This is a genomic window from Pseudomaricurvus sp. ABR4_320, assembly GCF_056159445.1.
This window is the reverse complement of the sequence record NZ_JBSWVF010000011.1, coordinates 141449-157769: the sequence shown is the minus strand read 5'-3', so window position 1 is coordinate 157769 and position 16321 is coordinate 141449. Positions and strand designations below refer to the sequence as shown.

17 protein-coding genes are annotated in these 16321 nt (G+C 53.1%); 8 read left to right on the top strand and 9 right to left on the bottom strand.

The window, feature by feature from the left end; genetic code table 11:
- Positions 1–23 precede the first annotated feature (23 nt).
- From ACXAFR_RS20025 to ruvC, 9 genes are all read right to left on the bottom strand, one after another.
- Positions 24–563 (bottom strand): OmpA family protein, encoded by a 540-nt coding sequence (locus tag ACXAFR_RS20025; RefSeq protein WP_475180107.1) that lies wholly within the window; start codon positions 561–563, stop codon positions 24–26.
- Between the two features lie 132 nt (positions 564–695).
- Complete coding sequence (tolB, locus tag ACXAFR_RS20020; protein ID WP_475180149.1) at positions 696–1970, bottom strand: Tol-Pal system beta propeller repeat protein TolB; 1275 nt, start codon at positions 1968–1970, stop codon at positions 696–698.
- Positions 1971–2033: 63 nt separating this feature from the next.
- A complete protein-coding gene (gene tolA, locus ACXAFR_RS20015; protein ID WP_475180103.1) occupies positions 2034–2864 on the bottom strand; it encodes a cell envelope integrity protein TolA in 831 nt (276 codons plus the stop codon).
- Complete coding sequence (gene tolR, locus ACXAFR_RS20010) at positions 2864–3304, bottom strand: protein TolR (protein WP_475180100.1); 441 nt, start codon at positions 3302–3304, stop codon at positions 2864–2866. The genes tolA and tolR overlap by 1 nt, the downstream gene beginning before the upstream one ends.
- A 50-nt stretch (positions 3305–3354) precedes the next feature.
- The gene (gene tolQ, locus ACXAFR_RS20005; RefSeq protein WP_475180099.1) at positions 3355–4038 is read right to left on the bottom strand and encodes a protein TolQ; all 684 of its coding nucleotides are present in this window, start codon (positions 4036–4038) and stop codon (positions 3355–3357) included.
- Positions 4039–4273: 235 nt separating this feature from the next.
- Positions 4274–4678: a tol-pal system-associated acyl-CoA thioesterase gene (ybgC, locus tag ACXAFR_RS20000; protein ID WP_475180096.1), complete on the bottom strand. Its 405-nt coding sequence runs from the start codon at positions 4676–4678 to the stop codon at positions 4274–4276.
- Positions 4679–4839: 161 nt separating this feature from the next.
- A complete protein-coding gene (ruvB, locus tag ACXAFR_RS19995; RefSeq protein ID WP_475180093.1) occupies positions 4840–5868 on the bottom strand; it encodes a Holliday junction branch migration DNA helicase RuvB in 1029 nt (342 codons plus the stop codon).
- Positions 5869–5892: 24 nt separating this feature from the next.
- Positions 5893–6519, bottom strand: coding sequence for a Holliday junction branch migration protein RuvA (ruvA, locus tag ACXAFR_RS19990; protein ID WP_475180091.1), 627 nt, complete (start codon positions 6517–6519; stop codon positions 5893–5895).
- 69 nt (positions 6520–6588) lie between these two features.
- Positions 6589–7107, bottom strand: coding sequence for a crossover junction endodeoxyribonuclease RuvC (gene ruvC / locus ACXAFR_RS19985; RefSeq protein WP_475180090.1), 519 nt, complete (start codon positions 7105–7107; stop codon positions 6589–6591).
- Positions 7108–7341: 234 nt separating this feature from the next.
- On the opposite strand from ruvC, the gene ACXAFR_RS19980 reads away from it, so the two are divergent.
- From ACXAFR_RS19980 to ACXAFR_RS19945, 8 genes are all read left to right on the top strand, one after another.
- Positions 7342–7800 carry a hypothetical protein gene (locus ACXAFR_RS19980; RefSeq protein ID WP_475180088.1) on the top strand — a complete coding sequence of 153 codons (459 nt, stop codon included), beginning with the start codon at positions 7342–7344 and terminating at the stop codon, positions 7798–7800.
- A gap of 1 nt (position 7801) precedes the next feature.
- Positions 7802–9229: a sodium:solute symporter family protein gene (locus tag ACXAFR_RS19975; protein ID WP_475180086.1), complete on the top strand. Its 1428-nt coding sequence runs from the start codon at positions 7802–7804 to the stop codon at positions 9227–9229.
- A gap of 108 nt (positions 9230–9337) precedes the next feature.
- Entirely contained in the window at positions 9338–10411 is a 1074-nt protein-coding gene (locus ACXAFR_RS19970) for an aspartate/ornithine carbamoyltransferase family protein (RefSeq protein ID WP_475180084.1), read from the top strand.
- Positions 10412–10486: 75 nt separating this feature from the next.
- Positions 10487–12499 (top strand): asparagine synthase (glutamine-hydrolyzing), encoded by a 2013-nt coding sequence (asnB, locus tag ACXAFR_RS19965; RefSeq protein WP_475180082.1) that lies wholly within the window; start codon positions 10487–10489, stop codon positions 12497–12499.
- 43 nt (positions 12500–12542) lie between these two features.
- The gene (locus tag ACXAFR_RS19960; RefSeq protein ID WP_475180078.1) at positions 12543–13802 is read left to right on the top strand and encodes an allantoate amidohydrolase; all 1260 of its coding nucleotides are present in this window, start codon (positions 12543–12545) and stop codon (positions 13800–13802) included.
- A gap of 163 nt (positions 13803–13965) precedes the next feature.
- Positions 13966–14871 (top strand): LysR family transcriptional regulator, encoded by a 906-nt coding sequence (locus ACXAFR_RS19955; protein WP_475180076.1) that lies wholly within the window; start codon positions 13966–13968, stop codon positions 14869–14871.
- A 207-nt stretch (positions 14872–15078) separates the two neighbouring features.
- Complete coding sequence (locus ACXAFR_RS19950; RefSeq protein ID WP_475180074.1) at positions 15079–16005, top strand: catechol 2,3-dioxygenase; 927 nt, start codon at positions 15079–15081, stop codon at positions 16003–16005.
- A 60-nt stretch (positions 16006–16065) separates the two neighbouring features.
- A complete protein-coding gene (locus ACXAFR_RS19945; protein WP_475180072.1) occupies positions 16066–16257 on the top strand; it encodes a 2-hydroxymuconate tautomerase in 192 nt (63 codons plus the stop codon).
- Positions 16258–16321 lie beyond the last annotated feature (64 nt).

Genomic DNA, 16321 nt, shown 5'->3' with positions numbered 1-16321 from the left:
CGCGCCACCTCACCTGAGTTCAGTTACTTGAGTTCTACCCGACGGTTCATCGCATAGGCTTCTTCGGTAGAGCCATTAACCGCCGGATACTCTTCGCCGTAGCTTACCATTTCAATCAGGGTCGCATCCACGCCCTGCAATACCATAAAGTCACGAACGGACTTGGCACGACGCTCGCCCAGAGCCATGTTGTACTCACGAGTACCACGCTCATCTGCGTGTCCCTCAAGGCGCACAGTGCGAGGATTCGAAACCAGATTGGCCGATTGGGCAATCAATGCTTCGCGAGAAGAGGCGTTCAATGTGGATTGGTCAAAATCAAAATAGAAGACGGTATCCAGCTCACCAGCCACATCACCATCTTCGCCCAGCTCTTCACCATAGAGCCCACCGGTTTCTGCGCCGCCAGTGCTGACGCCGCCATCTGCGCCGGCTCCGCTGCCTGTCCCCACCGATGAATCAATCTCTGGTGGCGCTTCCAGCGATCCCGTGCTGGTACACCCCGCCAGTACCGCCAACATGGCGCTGATGAGGAAAAACCTGTTGAAAGACAAACTGAACATGTCCCGACTCCTAAGGGTTCAATTGGGTGGCGCTTCGACAGACACCGGCGAGCCATACGTGGCATCTCCCGGTTTTCTGACACTCTTTATAGGATATAACGCTATGGTTTCCCAGCATTTTACCGAAAAGTTCTAAAAATAGGGTGACCAACTGGGCTCGCGCACGTCGCCCTCTTTCGATGGCAGACGATATTTCACTCCAGCATCAAGGGAAACGGCAGCAAGAATGCCCTTCTGTTGGTATTTGGTGGCGTAGAGCAACATAGCGCCATTGGGTGCTAAAGACGGAGACTCATCCAAGCTGGTTTCCGTCAAAATACGAATGTCCCCATTCTTAAGATTTTGGGTCGCGATATGAAAGATCCCGTTGCGACGGTGAACCATAACCAGGGTTTCGCCGTCTGCGGAGAGGCGCGCCCGAGCATTATAATCACCTTCAAAGGTCAAACGCTCCAAGCGCTGACTGTCGACATTAACCTGATAGATCTGCGGCTTGCCGCCCCGGTCGGAGGTAAAAATGATGTTTTCACCATCATTGGTCCAGCTGGGTTCAGTATCAATAGCAAAGTGCCGCGTAATTCGGGTGAACTGCTTACTGGCAATATCGAGGGTATAGATCTCCGGATTGCCGTCTTTCGACAACACCATCGCCAGCTTCTTGCCGTCTGGCGACCAGGTCGGCGCGCCGTTTAATCCGCGAAAATCGGTTAGCTGTTCACGTTCACCAGTGGCGATCACCTGACGAAAAATTGCCGGACGCGATGTTTCAAAGGACACGTAAGCGACTTCTTTGCCATCGGGTGACCAAGCGGGAGACATGATGGGCTGCTTGGATTCCAGCAGTTGTTTTTCGCGCGCACCATCGGCATCGGCCATCATCAGGCGATAACGTTCATTGCCAAAAGCTTCAACGTAAATAATTTTGGTAGAAAAGGCACCGCGAATATTCGTCACAGCTTCATAGACAGCATCGCTGACATAGTGGGCCATATCTCGCAGCTGGGTTTCGCCGCCACTGACTCGACGCTTGAAGACTTTACGCTGGGAGGGAACGTCATAGAGTTCGAAGTCCAATGTTAACCGATTGTTTTCCCCTTTCGTCATCTTGCCGATGACCAAATAATCAGTCCCAAGAACGACCCAATCGCGGAAGGAAACTTCGTCTCCAGTTTGCGGCAATGACAGCATGTCGCTTTGGGGGATCGGGCGAAACTGACCACTGCGCCGCAAATCCTCTTGGATAATGTTGCTGACGTCTTCTGGTAGTGCCGGACCACTCCAGCCCATCGGCGACACAGCAACGACCGTCGGGTTATCCACCCCCTGGGTAATTTCAATGGTGAGTTCTGCTCGCGCCAGAGACGCGCAGCACAAGAAAACCAATAACAAAGATAGACGCTGAAAAATCATAATGTCTGGATTGTCCAATTATTCACGGGGATCACGCCTTAAAATACACACCGGCCGCATTTACTGACGCAAATCCCGAGGATTAAACACCAGTGTCACCTGGCGAAAATACTGTTCAAAAATTTCTGGCGGGACATCCCGCAGAGAATCGAATTTACCTACTTTGCGTACGGCCGATTCTGCAGAGCGATCAAAGGCCGCATTACCACTGCTGCGCACCACCGTTACATTGATCACTTCGCCGGTGGGAATCAACTGAATCTGCAATTCGCAGGTCATCCCCATGCGCGCCGATGGCGGCCGACTCCAATTTTGCTCGATACGCTGAGCCATTTGCGCGGTGTAGCTTTGAGCCGTGGCTTCTGACTCTATCGCCTGCAGCTCGGCTTGCTCAGCGGCCAGAGCATCGGCCATAGCAGCCTCCTGTCGGCGCTGCTCCTCCTGGCGCCGGCGCTCCTGTTCCTGGCGCTCCTGCTCGCGACGTTCAGCCTCTTGGCGCTCGGCTTCCTGACGCGCTTCCTCTTGTTTACGCTGCTCTTCCGCCTTGCGCTTCTTTTCAGCCTCGGCTTTTGCCTTAGCATCGGCCTCTGCCTTGCGCTTCGCCGCAGCTTGACGTTGACGCTCCGCCTCGGCAGCTTGACGCTCTTGCTCGCGGCGCTGCGCCTGCACATCGATCACCTTGGGCTGCGGTTTTGCCTTGGGTTCTGGTGGCGCTTCCGGCTGCAACGTCACTAGCTTGGCTTCAATAAAGTTCGGTGTTACCCGCTGCCTGGGCTCCGGTTGAGACTCCCACCCCCACAGCACAAACACCACCAACAGGCCGTGCAAGAGGATACTGACAACCCCTGGCAGAGTATAACTTTCTGGGGAAAACAAGGGGCCACCCGCCATTACTGAATCTCTGGTGGCTCGGTCACCATTCCGACCGATTGGGCGCCCGCACCCTGTAACGCCGTCATCAAACTCACCACAACACCGTACTCGACAGCTTCATCGCCCCAGACAAGTACGGTTGTGGAAGGCTTTTGACGCAAAATTTTTGTCACGGCTTCGGTAATGTCAGTAAGCGGTCGAGGTGCTTTTTCATCCTGGCCGATGTTCAAATAGTACTGCCCGGATTTATCGACAGAGACGATCAGCGGCTCATCTTCGGAATCTTCCATCGGCTCCGAAGGTGCGTCGGGCAGCTCCACCTTGACCCCCTGCATCAGCAGAGGCGCGGTCACCATAAAGACAATCAGCAACACCAACATCACGTCGATATAAGGCACGACGTTGATTTCGGCCATGGGTTTCTTTTTGATTTTACGACGGAAAGATGATTCAGCCATGACACACCTGCCCGCTCAAAACATGGATACTCACGTGAAGGTCACCCAACTTACTTGCCTTTGCTGTAGGCTTGACGATGCAGAATCGAAGAAAACTCTTCCGCAAAGGTCGCGTAACGATTGACCAGAGACTCCGCCCTTGCAGAAAAGCGGTTGTAAGCCAGTACTGCGGGAATTGCTGCAAACAGTCCCATAGCCGTGGCGACCAGGGCCTCAGAAATACCGGGTGCTACGGTCGCAAGCGTGGCCTGATGCACATTCGCCAAGCCGCGAAATGACGACATGATCCCCCAAACCGTTCCAAACAGACCGATGTAGGGACTGACCGAGGCGACGCTGGCGAGGAACGAAAGGTTGGCTTCGAGCTTATCCTCTTCCCGCGACATGGCGACACGCATTGAGCGCTCAGTACCTTCCATAATGGCTTCGGGATCGACACCCCCCTGCTGACGCAAGCGATTAAATTCTTTGAAGCCCGCACGGAAGATGTTCTCAACACCATCAACGGTTTCACTGCTCCCCTGTCGATACAATTGGTTGAGGTCAATGCCCGACCAGAAAGTCTCTTCGAACTGCTTAAATAAGGATGCTGCCCGGCGCTGATAGATGCCCCGCTGCAAAATCATCACCCAGGAAATCACTGATGCCAGAAACAGAATGGCCATGACCGCTTGCACCAGCAAACTGGCATTCATAATCAGGCTGATAATCGACAGGGATTCAGATTCTGCCATTGAGATACATTCCTTATTGTTTCGACCTGAAAATTTCAGGCAACTGAATTACCGAGGTTGGGTTTCACGGGTTGCGTCACATATGAAGCTTTCTAGCGACGACGACCTTAACTGAAACGCAAGGTCCCGAAAAATAACACATTTAATCGCTGGAGTTTATGCCCATGGGATGACAAGCGTATTTACCTGGGCAGTCACTGGCTCTGACTGACACGGAGCGATCCTCAGATGCCGATTAATTTTTCAGCGTCGATTTGATCGCCCGGTATACGGCGGGCGGCATGGCCATCGGTTTCATGGTTGTACGTTCAACACAAGCCACTTTGATTTCCCCCTCACAAATGGGTTCCCCTGCGCGTATCACACACTGGGAAAATACCAAATAAGACCGCGCCAGTCGCAGTACGTCGGCGCTCACAAGCAGCGCATCGTCCAGCCTTGCCGGTTGCAGATAACGGACATTCGCCGAGTGAACCACCAACATGGCACCGTCCAGCAGCGCCGGCTTATCAAAGCCAAGCTTACGCATAAACTCTGTGCGTGCGCGCTCCATAAACTTCAAATAATTTACATAATAGACGATTCCTCCGGCATCTGTATCCTCAATATAGACACGAACCGGCAATTGGAATTGTTCCATAGAAATACTTCCTGAAAGGCACGTCCACCCACTGCAGACTGGTCACAGGCTCCAGCAGTTCATTTTAAGAGGGGCAATTCTCTGTCAAGGATCAAGATGGATGCAAGCCAGCACAGAGGCAAACTCTACCTGCACTCCTTTGAACTCACCAATGAGGTCGCCTACTGACTGCCACTTCGAGGAAGGCCAAAATGGGTGTAGGCAAGGTCGGTCACGGTGCGTCCCCGGGGCGTTCGAGCGACATAGCCCTGCTGGATCAGAAACGGTTCTAGAACATCTTCGATGGTATCCCGCTCTTCGCTGATCGCCGCCGCCAGACTGTCCACCCCTACTGGCCCGCCACCAAATTTTTCGATAATGGCCAGCAACAGGCGTCTATCCATATGATCAAAACCACACTGATCTACGTTGAGCATATCCAACGCCTTCGAAGCTGTCTGACTGTCTACGACACCATTGGCTTTTACTTCGGCATAATCACGCACTCGGCGCAACAGCCTGTTGGCGATACGCGGCGTCCCCCGCGAGCGACGCGCCACCTCATGGGCGCCTTCAGACTCCATCGCAATATGCATCAGGCGTGCAGAACGCGACACAATGTGGGCAAGATCGGCAACGGAATAGAATTCGAGCCGCTGAACAATGCCGAATCTGTCACGCAAAGGTGATGTCAACAGCCCTGCCCGCGTGGTTGCACCAACCAGCGTGAACGGAGGCAGATCCAGCTTGATGGAGCGAGCCGCTGGCCCCTCCCCAATCATAATGTCGAGCTGAAAGTCTTCCATCGCGGGATAGAGAATCTCTTCAACGCTGGGGTTCAACCGGTGAATCTCATCAATGAACAAGACATCGCCCGCTTCCAGATTGGTCATCAACGCGGCGAGATCACCGGCCTTTTCCAGTACTGGTCCAGACGTCGATTTAAGATTGGCCCCCATTTCGTTCGCGATGATATTTGCCAGCGTGGTTTTACCAAGACCGGGAGGCCCAAAGACCAGAGTGTGATCCAAGGTTTCACCTCGACCACGGGCGGCACTGATAAAGATCTCCATCTGCTCTCTAACAGCAGGCTGACCGACATAATCTGTCAACTTCTGGGGACGAACCGCTCGATCCTGCTGATCTTCGCGCCCCTGCACTTCACCAGTAATCAGGCGCTCACTGACTACAAAGCTGTCTTTTTCGATCATTATTCACAGTCTCTATCAGTGAAGTTAAACAGGCATCAAGCTCTTGAGGGCAAGGCGCAGCAGTTCTTCGCTGCGCTCACAGTCATGCTCGTCGAGAACCGCTGCCACCGCACGCGAGGCTTCAACCGGTTTATATCCCAACCCCACCAACGCAGCCTCTGCCTCAGCAATAATATCGCGCCGATTCACTACCGCGGGATTTCCTGCAACCGGAGCGGCATCGGCATCTGCCGTTGCCAGCGCATCCATTTTTTCAAATTTGTCACGCAGTTCGATCAGCAATCGCTCTGCGGTCTTTTTCCCCACGCCAGGAACCTTGGTCAGCACCGCAATACGATTGTTTTGAACACAGTCGACCAGTTGCTGTGCATCGAGTCCAGAGAGAATCGCCAGACCAAGCTTCGGCCCAACCCCGTTAATGCGAATCAGCGTGCGAAATAACTCTCGAATTTCACGGGTGTGAAAGCCGTAGAGGGTCTGCGCGGTTTCTGAAACCGCCAAATGTGTATAGAGCGTGGTATCGTTGCCAGCGATGGGCAACTGATAAAGAGTGGTCATCGGCACCAGCACTTCATAGCCAACGCCATTCACATCGAGCAGAACTTCGGGGATATGCACTTCCAGCAGCTTGCCGTGCAAACGGCCAATCATCGGCAGATCTCCAATCGAAAATAGGCATGTTTCAAAATGTTATAGCTCCCCTCACAAACCCCATAAAATTTACACTAGGCGACCGCGCCGAAAGCGAGTCGCACTGGCAATACGTTCAAATTGTTGTTGAGAATTGGCGTGGCAAAGGGCAACACCCAGGGCGTCAGCTGCGTCAGCGGGAGGCTCTGCAGGCAGCTTCAACAAGTGCTTAACCATCGCCTGCATCTGCCCTTTGTCGGCACCACCGTGCCCCACGACCGACTGTTTTATTTTACGCGCTTCGTATTCAAAGACGTCGAGTGAGCGCGACACGCCAGCCACAATGGCCGCCCCACGTGCCTGCCCCAACTTTAAGGCCGACATGGGGCCGCGAGAGATAAACACCTGTTCGATCGCCATCTGCTGAGGCTGGTATTCATCGATCAACTCACCAACCGACTCAAAGATGACTTTCAACCGCGCCGGTAATTCCGTTGGCGGTATACGAATAATGCCACTGGCCACATAACCATGGCGGTGGCCATCACTATTGATAAGACCAAAGCCGGTTTTTCGGGAGCCGGGATCAATGCCCAAAATCAGCGCCAACCCCGCCTCCTACTTGCCACTGTTGTTTCATCCAGTATCAGTCTCCCAGTTCCCTCAGGCCAGGTCAAGAAAGTGCCTGCTCAGTAAATCCAAAATCTGCTTTAAAGACTAATTATAAGAGGCGTGAGCGTTTTCGTATCGTTAGATTACACAGCAGGCTTTAAAGGAGACGTATTTGATAACGCGAGTTAGGAATAGTAAAGTGATGCCTCACTTATGACTTGGGGCGGGCGTATGGCGCACCGAACAACGTCGTTGCTACTCATGGTCCAGCTGATCTTATTCAGCGCTGGCACCTGGGCGGCATTGCCACTGACGTTGACGGCAAGCAGTGACGTTGCAACGGAAGGTTATCTCTCATTTAATTGGGACAAAACCACAAAAGGCGACAGCAAACTGCTATTAGAAATTGCCAGTGACACCGATTTCAGCGAAGCGGTGCAGCGCTATCCCCTGGCCAATCAAAATAAGGTCAGCATCAGCGGACTCGGTGACGGCTCCTACTATGCTCGCCTGGTCAACGACGCAGGACATCCTCAAAGTGCCACAGTAGAATTTCGCGTGGCACATCGTAGTCTGCTTCTCGCCTGGACACTGTTCGGGATCGGCGCATTGTTGTTTACCGCTCTGATCGCAACCATCGCCCACCTGAACGCAAAAAATAACGATAACCGCTTCGGCTACGGACGCTAACTTGGTTCAAATATCTATTCCGACGGCACTGGTCATCCTGTTGCTCTTCGGCGTGCTATGGGTCGTTTTCGGCTGGTGGCTTGGCCGCAGCAACCGCACCGCTGACGACTTTATGCTGGCTGGCCGCAGTGTCGGCATGGCGCTGGCGTCAGCAACGGCGATGGCAACCTGGATAACAAGCAACACGACTTTGGTCGCCCCGCAATTGACCTATCAATTCGGCATCTGGGGTATGCTCGGCTATTCCATGGCTGCTCTCGGCCTCATTCTGTTTGCTCCCATGGCCCAACGCATCAAAGCGCTGATGCCGCAAGGGTTCACCTGCGGAGACTTTATCCGCATGCGTTTTGGCCGCGCCGCATGGGTTGTGTTTCTGATCGTTTCATTTTTCTATGCCCTCGGCTGGCTGGTCAGTCTCGGCATGGCAGGCGGCATTCTACTGAACTCCCTCAGCGGTCTGCCCTACGCCGTCGGCATGTCAGCTATCCTAGTGATTTGTATCGCCTATACTTTGTTTGGCGGTCTTAAAGCTGTCATCGCAACCGACTATATTCAAACATTAATCATTCTGCTGGGAGTACTGGGAATTGGCTATGTCTGCCTGCAAGAGGTCGGCCTCGAGCCGATTTACGATCAAGTTGCCCAGACACAACCCCAGTTGCTGAACCTGCTTTTCCCCGCAGCCATCATGTTTCTCTTCAACAATATATTCTTTGGCCTCGGGGAAATCTTCCACTCCAATGTCTGGTGGTCGCGCGCCTTCGCGTTTCGCGAGGGTATCGGCAAAAAAGCCTATCTGCTGGCAGGACTCCTGTGGTTTCCAATTCCAATCGTAACGGGATTTATCGCACTGGCTGCGCCCTCGTTGGGCATCTTCCCTCCGAGCCCCGACATGATCGGCCCGATGGTTGCCGCTCATTTGTTGGGGGGCATCGGCGCCATTGTCGTGTTTGTCGTTGTCTTCGCCGCGTTGGCGTCGAGCCTGGATTCTTTGCTGGCCGCCACCAGCGACCTGCTCACCGAAGACATCTACCGCGGCATGATCAACCCCAAGGTCGATCGGGAAAAGCTGATGCGCGTTGGACGCCGCACCATCATCCTGCTGGGTTTATTCACCTGGCTGTTGTGCCTGCCTCGCGTAGCCACGCTCGGCGCCCTGCTTAATCTGACCGGTGCTTTTGTCGCCAGCACCATCTGGCCGATCGCCCTCGGCCTATTTCACACGCGCCTCTGCGGGCGCTATGCCGCAGCTGCCATGGCAGCCGGAACTCTATGTGGCCTGATCGCCTATTTTGCGATTGGCTTCTATGTCGCAGCCCTAGCCTCTTGCCTGGTCTCCTTTGCGGTATGCGGTATTGGTCTGCTGAAGAAGGATGCGCGCTTTGACTGGCGCGCTCTATCAACACCGGAGAGCAAAGATGCAGCTTGATCTGGCCTGGTTTCAAGGACTGATATACATCGCAATGGCGATAACCTGCGTATCACCCTGCGTTCTGGTTGGACTGTTAATCCACGACTATACGAAAGGGAAACTGTGGTGACTAATCAAAAGAAACCCGCTGAAAAACTGGTTTTCGATCGCAAAAAGCCGGATGTCTATGGCGATGCCCATCCAAAGGCGCTACTCAAGGCGATCCACGAAGATGGCGATCTGCTGAAACCACTGACATCGCAACATGTGGTGTCCTGCAATCAGTTTGATCGCGATCAGGTGCTGCAACTGTTCCGACTGGCGGCAAAATATGAAAGTAATCCAGATCGTTACAGCTCTCCGCTGAAAGGCAAGATACTGATCAGTGCTTTCTACGAGCCCAGCACGCGCACGCGCCTTTCTTTCGAGAGCGCCTGGCACCGGCTGGGTGGCAACATCATGTCCATCACCGATCGATCGACGACAGGTATCGCCAAAGGCGAGCGCCTGCAAGACGTTGCCGAAATGTTCAACAACTACGGCGACTGCGTGGTATTGCGGGATACTCACGAGCAATCCATACATGAAATGGTCGAAGCGTTACGCATTCCAATTATTAATGCGGGCAACGGTATCGACGAGCATCCGACTCAGGCTCTGGCGGATCTTTATGCGGTGTTTAAGTGGCGGCCAGAGCTGATCACCGACCCCGATTGCTCGGTCAAAATCGGCATCATTGGTATTCCTAGCCGTATGCGTACCGTACGCAGCCTGCTGAAAATGATCGCCATTTTTCCGGATGCTTTTAGTGAAGTCGTGATCGTACACGATGGTGCTGAAGATGCCTGTTTTGATGAAGGGCAGCGCGAGGAACTGGAACAAGCCGGCCTCAAAATCAGTATGGGATCGTCCATGGAAAACGTGCTTCCAGAGCTGGACGTGGTGTACATCAACGCCATCGCCTGGGTGGGCAACACCTATGAATCCTATGGCGAGAAGTTCGTACTCAACAAAGCATCACCACTGAAAGAAAATGCCATTATCTTGCACCCCCTGGCGCGCGGCGACGAACTGAGCCGTGAGTTGGATGAAACCCACCACAACTGGTATTTCTCACAGGCACGAGGGGCGGTATTTCTTCGCATGGCACTGCTGACGTGCCTGTCGCAACGTGCCGAACGGGTCATGGACGTCGTTTAAACACACTCGGCATATCTCGTTTTTTCCGCTGACGCGATTCTGTTTTCGCGTCGGCGCCTACTTCAGGAGTTCTCTATGTGTGGTATCGGCGGAATTTTCCACCGCAACCGACTGCAACCTATCGACAGCCAACTGCTGGTGAACATGGCGGCGATTCAATATCACCGCGGCCCAGATAACTTTGGTTATTACAATCCCGAGGGACTGGGCATGGGCATGTGTCATGCCCGCTTGAGTATTATCGACCTCAATGAAGAGCGTGGCCGCCAACCCAAAGTGACGCCAGAAGGCGATTATGCCCTGGTGCACAATGGCGAATTCTACGATTTCCAGAGAATTCGAGCGCGTCTTACAGCCGAGGGTGAACGTTTCAGCAGCAAGAGCGATTCAGAAATTATTCTGCACCTCTACCCCCGCTATGGCCTGGAAAAGACGCTCGAATACTTGCGCGGCGAATTCGCGTTTGGCCTCTACGACCGCGGTGAGGATAGCCTGTATCTGGTACGAGACCGTTTTGGTATCAAACCACTCTACTGGACAGAAACGGAAGACGGGATTGTCTACGGCTCCGAGCTCAAGGTGCTGTTCGCCCATCCATCGGTTAAGCGCAAACTGTCTGCCACCAGCACCTACCACCAGTTAATTCAGGTCATGGTGCCCGGCACCACGGCATTTGAAGGAATTCATCAGGTATTACCTGGGCATGTGGTCAAAATTCGCCGGGTTAACGACGAACTGAAAGTCACCACCCACAAATATTGGGACATGGACTTTCCTGTTGCCGGTGAACACGTTAATCACCACGACGAGCAGTACTACATTGACGGCGTCAGAGAAAAGTTACTGGAAGCCGTTCACCTGCGCCTGCAAGCCGATGTTCCTGTTGGTTGCTACTTGTCTGGCGGCATTGACTCCTGTGCGATCCTCGGTTTGTCTGCCGCCGTTCGGCAGGACCCTGTCAAAGCCTTTACCATTGGTTTTGACAGCACCGATTACGATGAAACGCCGATCGCCCGAGAAATGGCGGAGATGACCGGTGCCGATCAGATCGTTCTCAATTTGAATGCCGACCACCTCTACGACAACTTTACCCGCACCATCTGGCACACCGAGCGCACCATCTACAACACATTAGCCGTCGCCAAACTGCTGATGAGTGAAACAGTGCACGCCAATGGCTACAAAGTGGTACTGACAGGCGAAGGATCCGATGAGCTCTTCGGCGGCTACCCTGCCTTCCGCAAAGACATGTTCCTCTACGGCATTAATGACCTGCCATCGGCTCTTCGCAAAGAGTGGCAGGCCAGCCTTGAAGCCAACAACAGTTTGTTCAAGGGCGCCATGCTGCCACGGGAAGAATTCGTTTCTGACGCCATGAACCAAACCGTCGGCTTCACCCCCAGCTGTTTGCAAAACTGGCTCCACTGCCACAATTCAGCGATGCCTTTGATGCAACCCGAATGGCGCGAACACCTGAAAGACTATGACGCCGGTGCCGCCATCGCCGCCACCTTTGACAAGAGTCAGCTCGAAGGTCGTCACCCACTGGATAAAGCCCAGTACGTGTGGATTAAAACCATGCTCGAAGGTCAGATCCTGACCTGGGGTGGTGATCGCGTCGACATGGCCAATTCCATGGAAGCCAGACCCGCCTTCCTGGATCATCACCTGGCCCGCTTCGCCACCCATGTGCCACCACAAATGCGCATTAAAGGTGCCACGGAAAAATACGTTTTGCGCGAAGCGATGAAGGGGTTGTTACCAGAAACTCTCTACAAACGGCAGAAGTTTGCGTTTATGGCGCCTCCCGCCTATACCGATGATAAGAAGTGGCGCTCCTTCCTGGCGCTGTTTGACACCTATGCGAACAAGGAAAAAGTTGAATCGGCTGGCCTGCTCGACTACAACGCCATCCAGGCCATGATCAATCGCCACGACGACCCAAGCGTCGACCAGTCCGAGAAAGTACAAATGGATGCTGTGCTAAATCACACCCTGGGTGTACAACTGTTGCATCATCACTTTGTTGCCCAGAATGTGCCCGCGCTCGCAGCCCAAAAAGCAGCGGAACTGGGCTGGCAAGCCTAGAGACATTCACAACAACTGAGCCAATGAACCTCGCGGAGTCACTATGAACACCCTGTCGATTGATGTGGACCGTATCGAAAAGGATATCTACCGCATAGCGGAATTCGGCGCACGCCCAGGCGAGCGCGGGGTCTACCGTCAGGGTTTCAGCAAAGCCGATTGGGATAGCCGCCAGTGGTTACTAAACTATTTTCGTGAACTGGGACTGGAAGCACGTATCGACGGCGCGGGCAATGTCTGCGGTCGTTACTGCCCAGATCCAGAAATGACGGACAAGCCCGCCGTTATCGTAGCGTCCCACCTCGACAGTGTTCCTGCCGGGGGGATTTTTGACGGCGTACTCGGTGTAGTCGCAGGCATTGAATGTATTCGCATCATCAAACAACAGGGCATCAAGCTCACCGCGCCCATTGAAATTATTGCCACCAGCGAAGAAGAAGGTCGTTTTGGCGGTATGCTGGGTGCGCAAGCCTTAACCGGAAGTCTAACCCTGGATTGGCTGGAAAACGCCCGCGACCCCAGCGGTGAAAAACTGACAAAAGCCATGGCCGATTGTGACCTCGATTACCGCCAGGCTCTGAATGCGTTTCGCGCCCCCGAATCCATGCGTGCGTTTATTGAATTGCACATTGAGCAGGGACCGGTGCTGGAATCCATCAACAAAACCATCGGCGTGGTGGAAGGTATTTCTGGCGTTTATAAGTGGCTGGTAAAACTAATCGGTAAAGCCGATCACGCGGGCACAGCGCCTATGGATTTGCGTAGTGATGCGTTTATGGGGGTGGCCGATTTCGCTCACGAAATCAAACGTATTATTGCCGAGAACGGCACCGACAAATCCCGCTTAACAATCGGCCGTGTCGAACTCAAACCTGGTTATGCCCACACGGTCCCCGGTGAAGTAGAATTCACGCTGGTAGGCCGGGACATGAGTGAAGATGTGATGAAGGATCTGGCGGACAGTTGCCGCAAAGCACTGTCGGCAATCGCCCGCTCCCACGGTTTGATGTTTGAATACGAGCAGATGAGCTGGCTGGCTCCGAAGGATATGTCCCAGGAAGTCATGAGTACCATCGAAAGACAGACGAAAAAGCTCGGTTACAGTTACGAGATTATGCCCAGTGGTGCCGGTCACGATGCCCAGTTTTTCGCCAACCTGACGCCTTCGGGAATGATATTTATCCCCAGCGTCAAAGGCGTCAGCCACGCACCGGATGAGTGGTCCCATTGGCCCGATGTCGAGAAAGGCTGTACCGTACTGTTGCATTCGCTATTGGAATTAGCGGGCGCAGACATCGGCTGATCGATACCAATCATCACTGACATTGCGACTTTCCAGCAAACACCTCAATAACAGCAAACTGTCTGTTACGATTGTGCACTAACGACCCCAGATCGTTTGCCATCGCCCCCTTTCTGAGTCTACGATGGACGCCCTTTTCAACTATACCTGCGAGGTATACTGCATGGAGTTGAGGCAGCTCAGGTACTTCGAGGCCGTCGCCCGTACGTTAAATTTCAGTCGCGCCGCAGAAGAACTCCATATTGCTCAGCCGCCATTATCGCGGCAGATACAAAACCTCGAAGAAGAGCTGGGTGTCTTGCTGATCGATCGCAGCTCGAGACCTATGAAACTCACCGCAGCAGGTTCATTTTTACAGGATCAGGCCAATCAAATTCTCGCCAAAGTCGATGAAGTCGCCCGCGCCACCCAGCGCATAGCAACGGGCCATAAACGCTGGTTGGGTATTGGTTTTGTTCCCAGTATTCTCTACAGCGAAATTCCCAGCGCGATTCAATTCTGGCGAGAACAGCATAAAAATACAGAAATTGCACTGTTGGAACAGATGTCCATGCAACAGGCGGAATCTTTAAAGAGCGGTAAAATTGATATCGGCATTGGTCGCCTAGCCATCAACGATGAAAACATCAAGAACATTCTTGCATATGAAGAAAAACTGGTATTGGCAAGCTCCGCTTCTCACCGGCTCACCCAATGCAAAGCTATACAATTAGAGCAGGTTTTAGAAGAGACATTGATTCTTTATCCCTCTGCACCAAGACCGAGTTTTGCGGATCATATCGTGCGGCAATTTCAGGTGCGAGGCCTTGCGGTCAAGCAAACCTTTGAAACCAACGGGCTACAATCTGCCATTGGGTTTGCGGCCGCAGGAATGGGGGTCGTCCTGGTTCCCGAATCCGTAATGGTGCTGCGCCGGGAAGATATCGCCTACCGACCTCTGGCGGATGTCAGTATTACAGCGCCTTTAATTATCTCTCATCGAGATAATGACGAATCGCCCCATGTCCACGATGCAATTACTTTCCTGATCGCTCGCCTGAATGGCTCTACAAGGCACCATTTTCAATAAGGGGCCATTGCTAAGAATTTCTCAACACCTCAGGAAACCTGCCCCACTCAGCAATGCCTGCATCACCCTCTCGCGACCTCAACACTATACCTTAGAGGTATCATCTCTTACCCAAATAATATTGGACGCTCGCCCCGACTTGCCGTGATTATGGCACCAAGAATTCAAAAACTTAGATGCCAATAACAATAGAGTGAGGATGCTTCTATGGCGATGACTGGCGTACTACGCCCCGGGCATGCCCAATTGCGCGTTCTGGATTTGGAAGAATCCGTAGACTTTTACACGAATATATTCGGCCTGGTAGAAACGGGTCGTGATGATCAGAATCGGGTTTACTTCAAAACTCATGATGAACGCGACCACCATAGCTTTATCATTCGTCAGGCGGATTCCGCAGGTATGGACTTCTACGGCTTCAAAGTCCTGGACGAACACACCCTTGACCAGCTGGAGAGCCGACTCAACGAGTACGGTGTTCCCACCCAGAGAATTCCGGCAGGCGATCTGATGGAAACCGGTGAACGCGTCAGATTCACCATTCCTACGGGACACGTGATCGAACTCTACGCCAACAAGACTCACGTGGGCGACGGCCTTGGCTATGTGAATCCGGCAGTTCACAACTTCAACAAAAAAGGAATTTCACCCGTACGCATGGATCACTGGCAAATACACGGTGAAGACCTCGACGGCAGCAGGGATCTTTTCATTAATGTCCTCGGTTTCAGACTGGTCGAAAAAATCGTGACGGATGACCACAAAACCGACCTCGCGGTTTGGTTAACCTGTTCCTGTAAGGCCCACGACATTGCGTTTGTTCGCGATGAGCGTAGCAACACCCTACACCACACCGCCTTTTTGCTCGAATCCTGGGAGCACGTTCTGAGAGCGGCGGATATTATGTCAGGAAGCAACACCTCTATTGATATTGGACCTCTACGCCATGGCATTACACGCGGCACAACTATTTATGCCTTTGACCCTTCCGGTAATCGCTTTGAAACCTTTTGTGGTGGCTATGACCACTACCCGGACATGAAACATTACACCTGGACCGAAGAAGAAATGGGCACAGCGATTTTTTATCACACCCGAGCCCTCAATGAACGTTTTCTCACCGTGGTGACCTGAAAACACTTTTCGCTCTGCCACATCACCAAAATTGTCCCACTGAGGTTACCAAACAAAACTATGCCTATTGCTCACATCTACATGATTGAAGGTCGCTCCGAAGACGTGAAAGAAGACATGATCGTCAAAGTTTCAGCCGCCCTGGCAGAAAGCACCGGCGCCCCCATCGAGGCCATCAAGATTATTGTGCAGGAAGTCCCCAGCACCCATTGGGGCACCAAAGGTACGACGGCGAAAGCGCTGGGCCGTTAACACTCAGCCTTTCAAACTCTCCTAAGCGGCGGTAGCACCCGATCCAGTTTTTATAAATTCCGAC

Bases quoted from the DNA above. Each gene is read 5' to 3' on its own strand.
- ACXAFR_RS19950 (WP_475180074.1), top strand. From the start codon at position 15,079: ATGGCGATGACTGGCGTACTACGCCCCGGGCATGCCCAATTGCGCGTT.
- ACXAFR_RS19945 (WP_475180072.1), top strand. From the start codon at position 16,066: ATGCCTATTGCTCACATCTACATGATTGAAGGTCGCTCCGAAGACGTG.
- tolA (WP_475180103.1), bottom strand. From the start codon at position 2,864: ATGGCGGGTGGCCCCTTGTTTTCCCCAGAAAGTTATACTCTGCCAGGG.
- ACXAFR_RS19955 (WP_475180076.1), top strand. From the start codon at position 13,966: ATGGAGTTGAGGCAGCTCAGGTACTTCGAGGCCGTCGCCCGTACGTTA.
- ruvB (WP_475180093.1), bottom strand. From the start codon at position 5,868: ATGATCGAAAAAGACAGCTTTGTAGTCAGTGAGCGCCTGATTACTGGT.
- asnB (WP_475180082.1), top strand. From the start codon at position 10,487: ATGTGTGGTATCGGCGGAATTTTCCACCGCAACCGACTGCAACCTATC.
- tolQ (WP_475180099.1), bottom strand. From the start codon at position 4,038: ATGGCAGAATCTGAATCCCTGTCGATTATCAGCCTGATTATGAATGCC.
- ruvA (WP_475180091.1), bottom strand. From the start codon at position 6,519: ATGATTGGCCGTTTGCACGGCAAGCTGCTGGAAGTGCATATCCCCGAA.
- ACXAFR_RS19980 (WP_475180088.1), top strand. From the start codon at position 7,342: ATGGCGCACCGAACAACGTCGTTGCTACTCATGGTCCAGCTGATCTTA.
- ACXAFR_RS19960 (WP_475180078.1), top strand. From the start codon at position 12,543: ATGAACACCCTGTCGATTGATGTGGACCGTATCGAAAAGGATATCTAC.
- ACXAFR_RS20025 (WP_475180107.1), bottom strand. From the start codon at position 563: ATGTTCAGTTTGTCTTTCAACAGGTTTTTCCTCATCAGCGCCATGTTG.
- ybgC (WP_475180096.1), bottom strand. From the start codon at position 4,678: ATGGAACAATTCCAATTGCCGGTTCGTGTCTATATTGAGGATACAGAT.
- tolR (WP_475180100.1), bottom strand. From the start codon at position 3,304: ATGGCTGAATCATCTTTCCGTCGTAAAATCAAAAAGAAACCCATGGCC.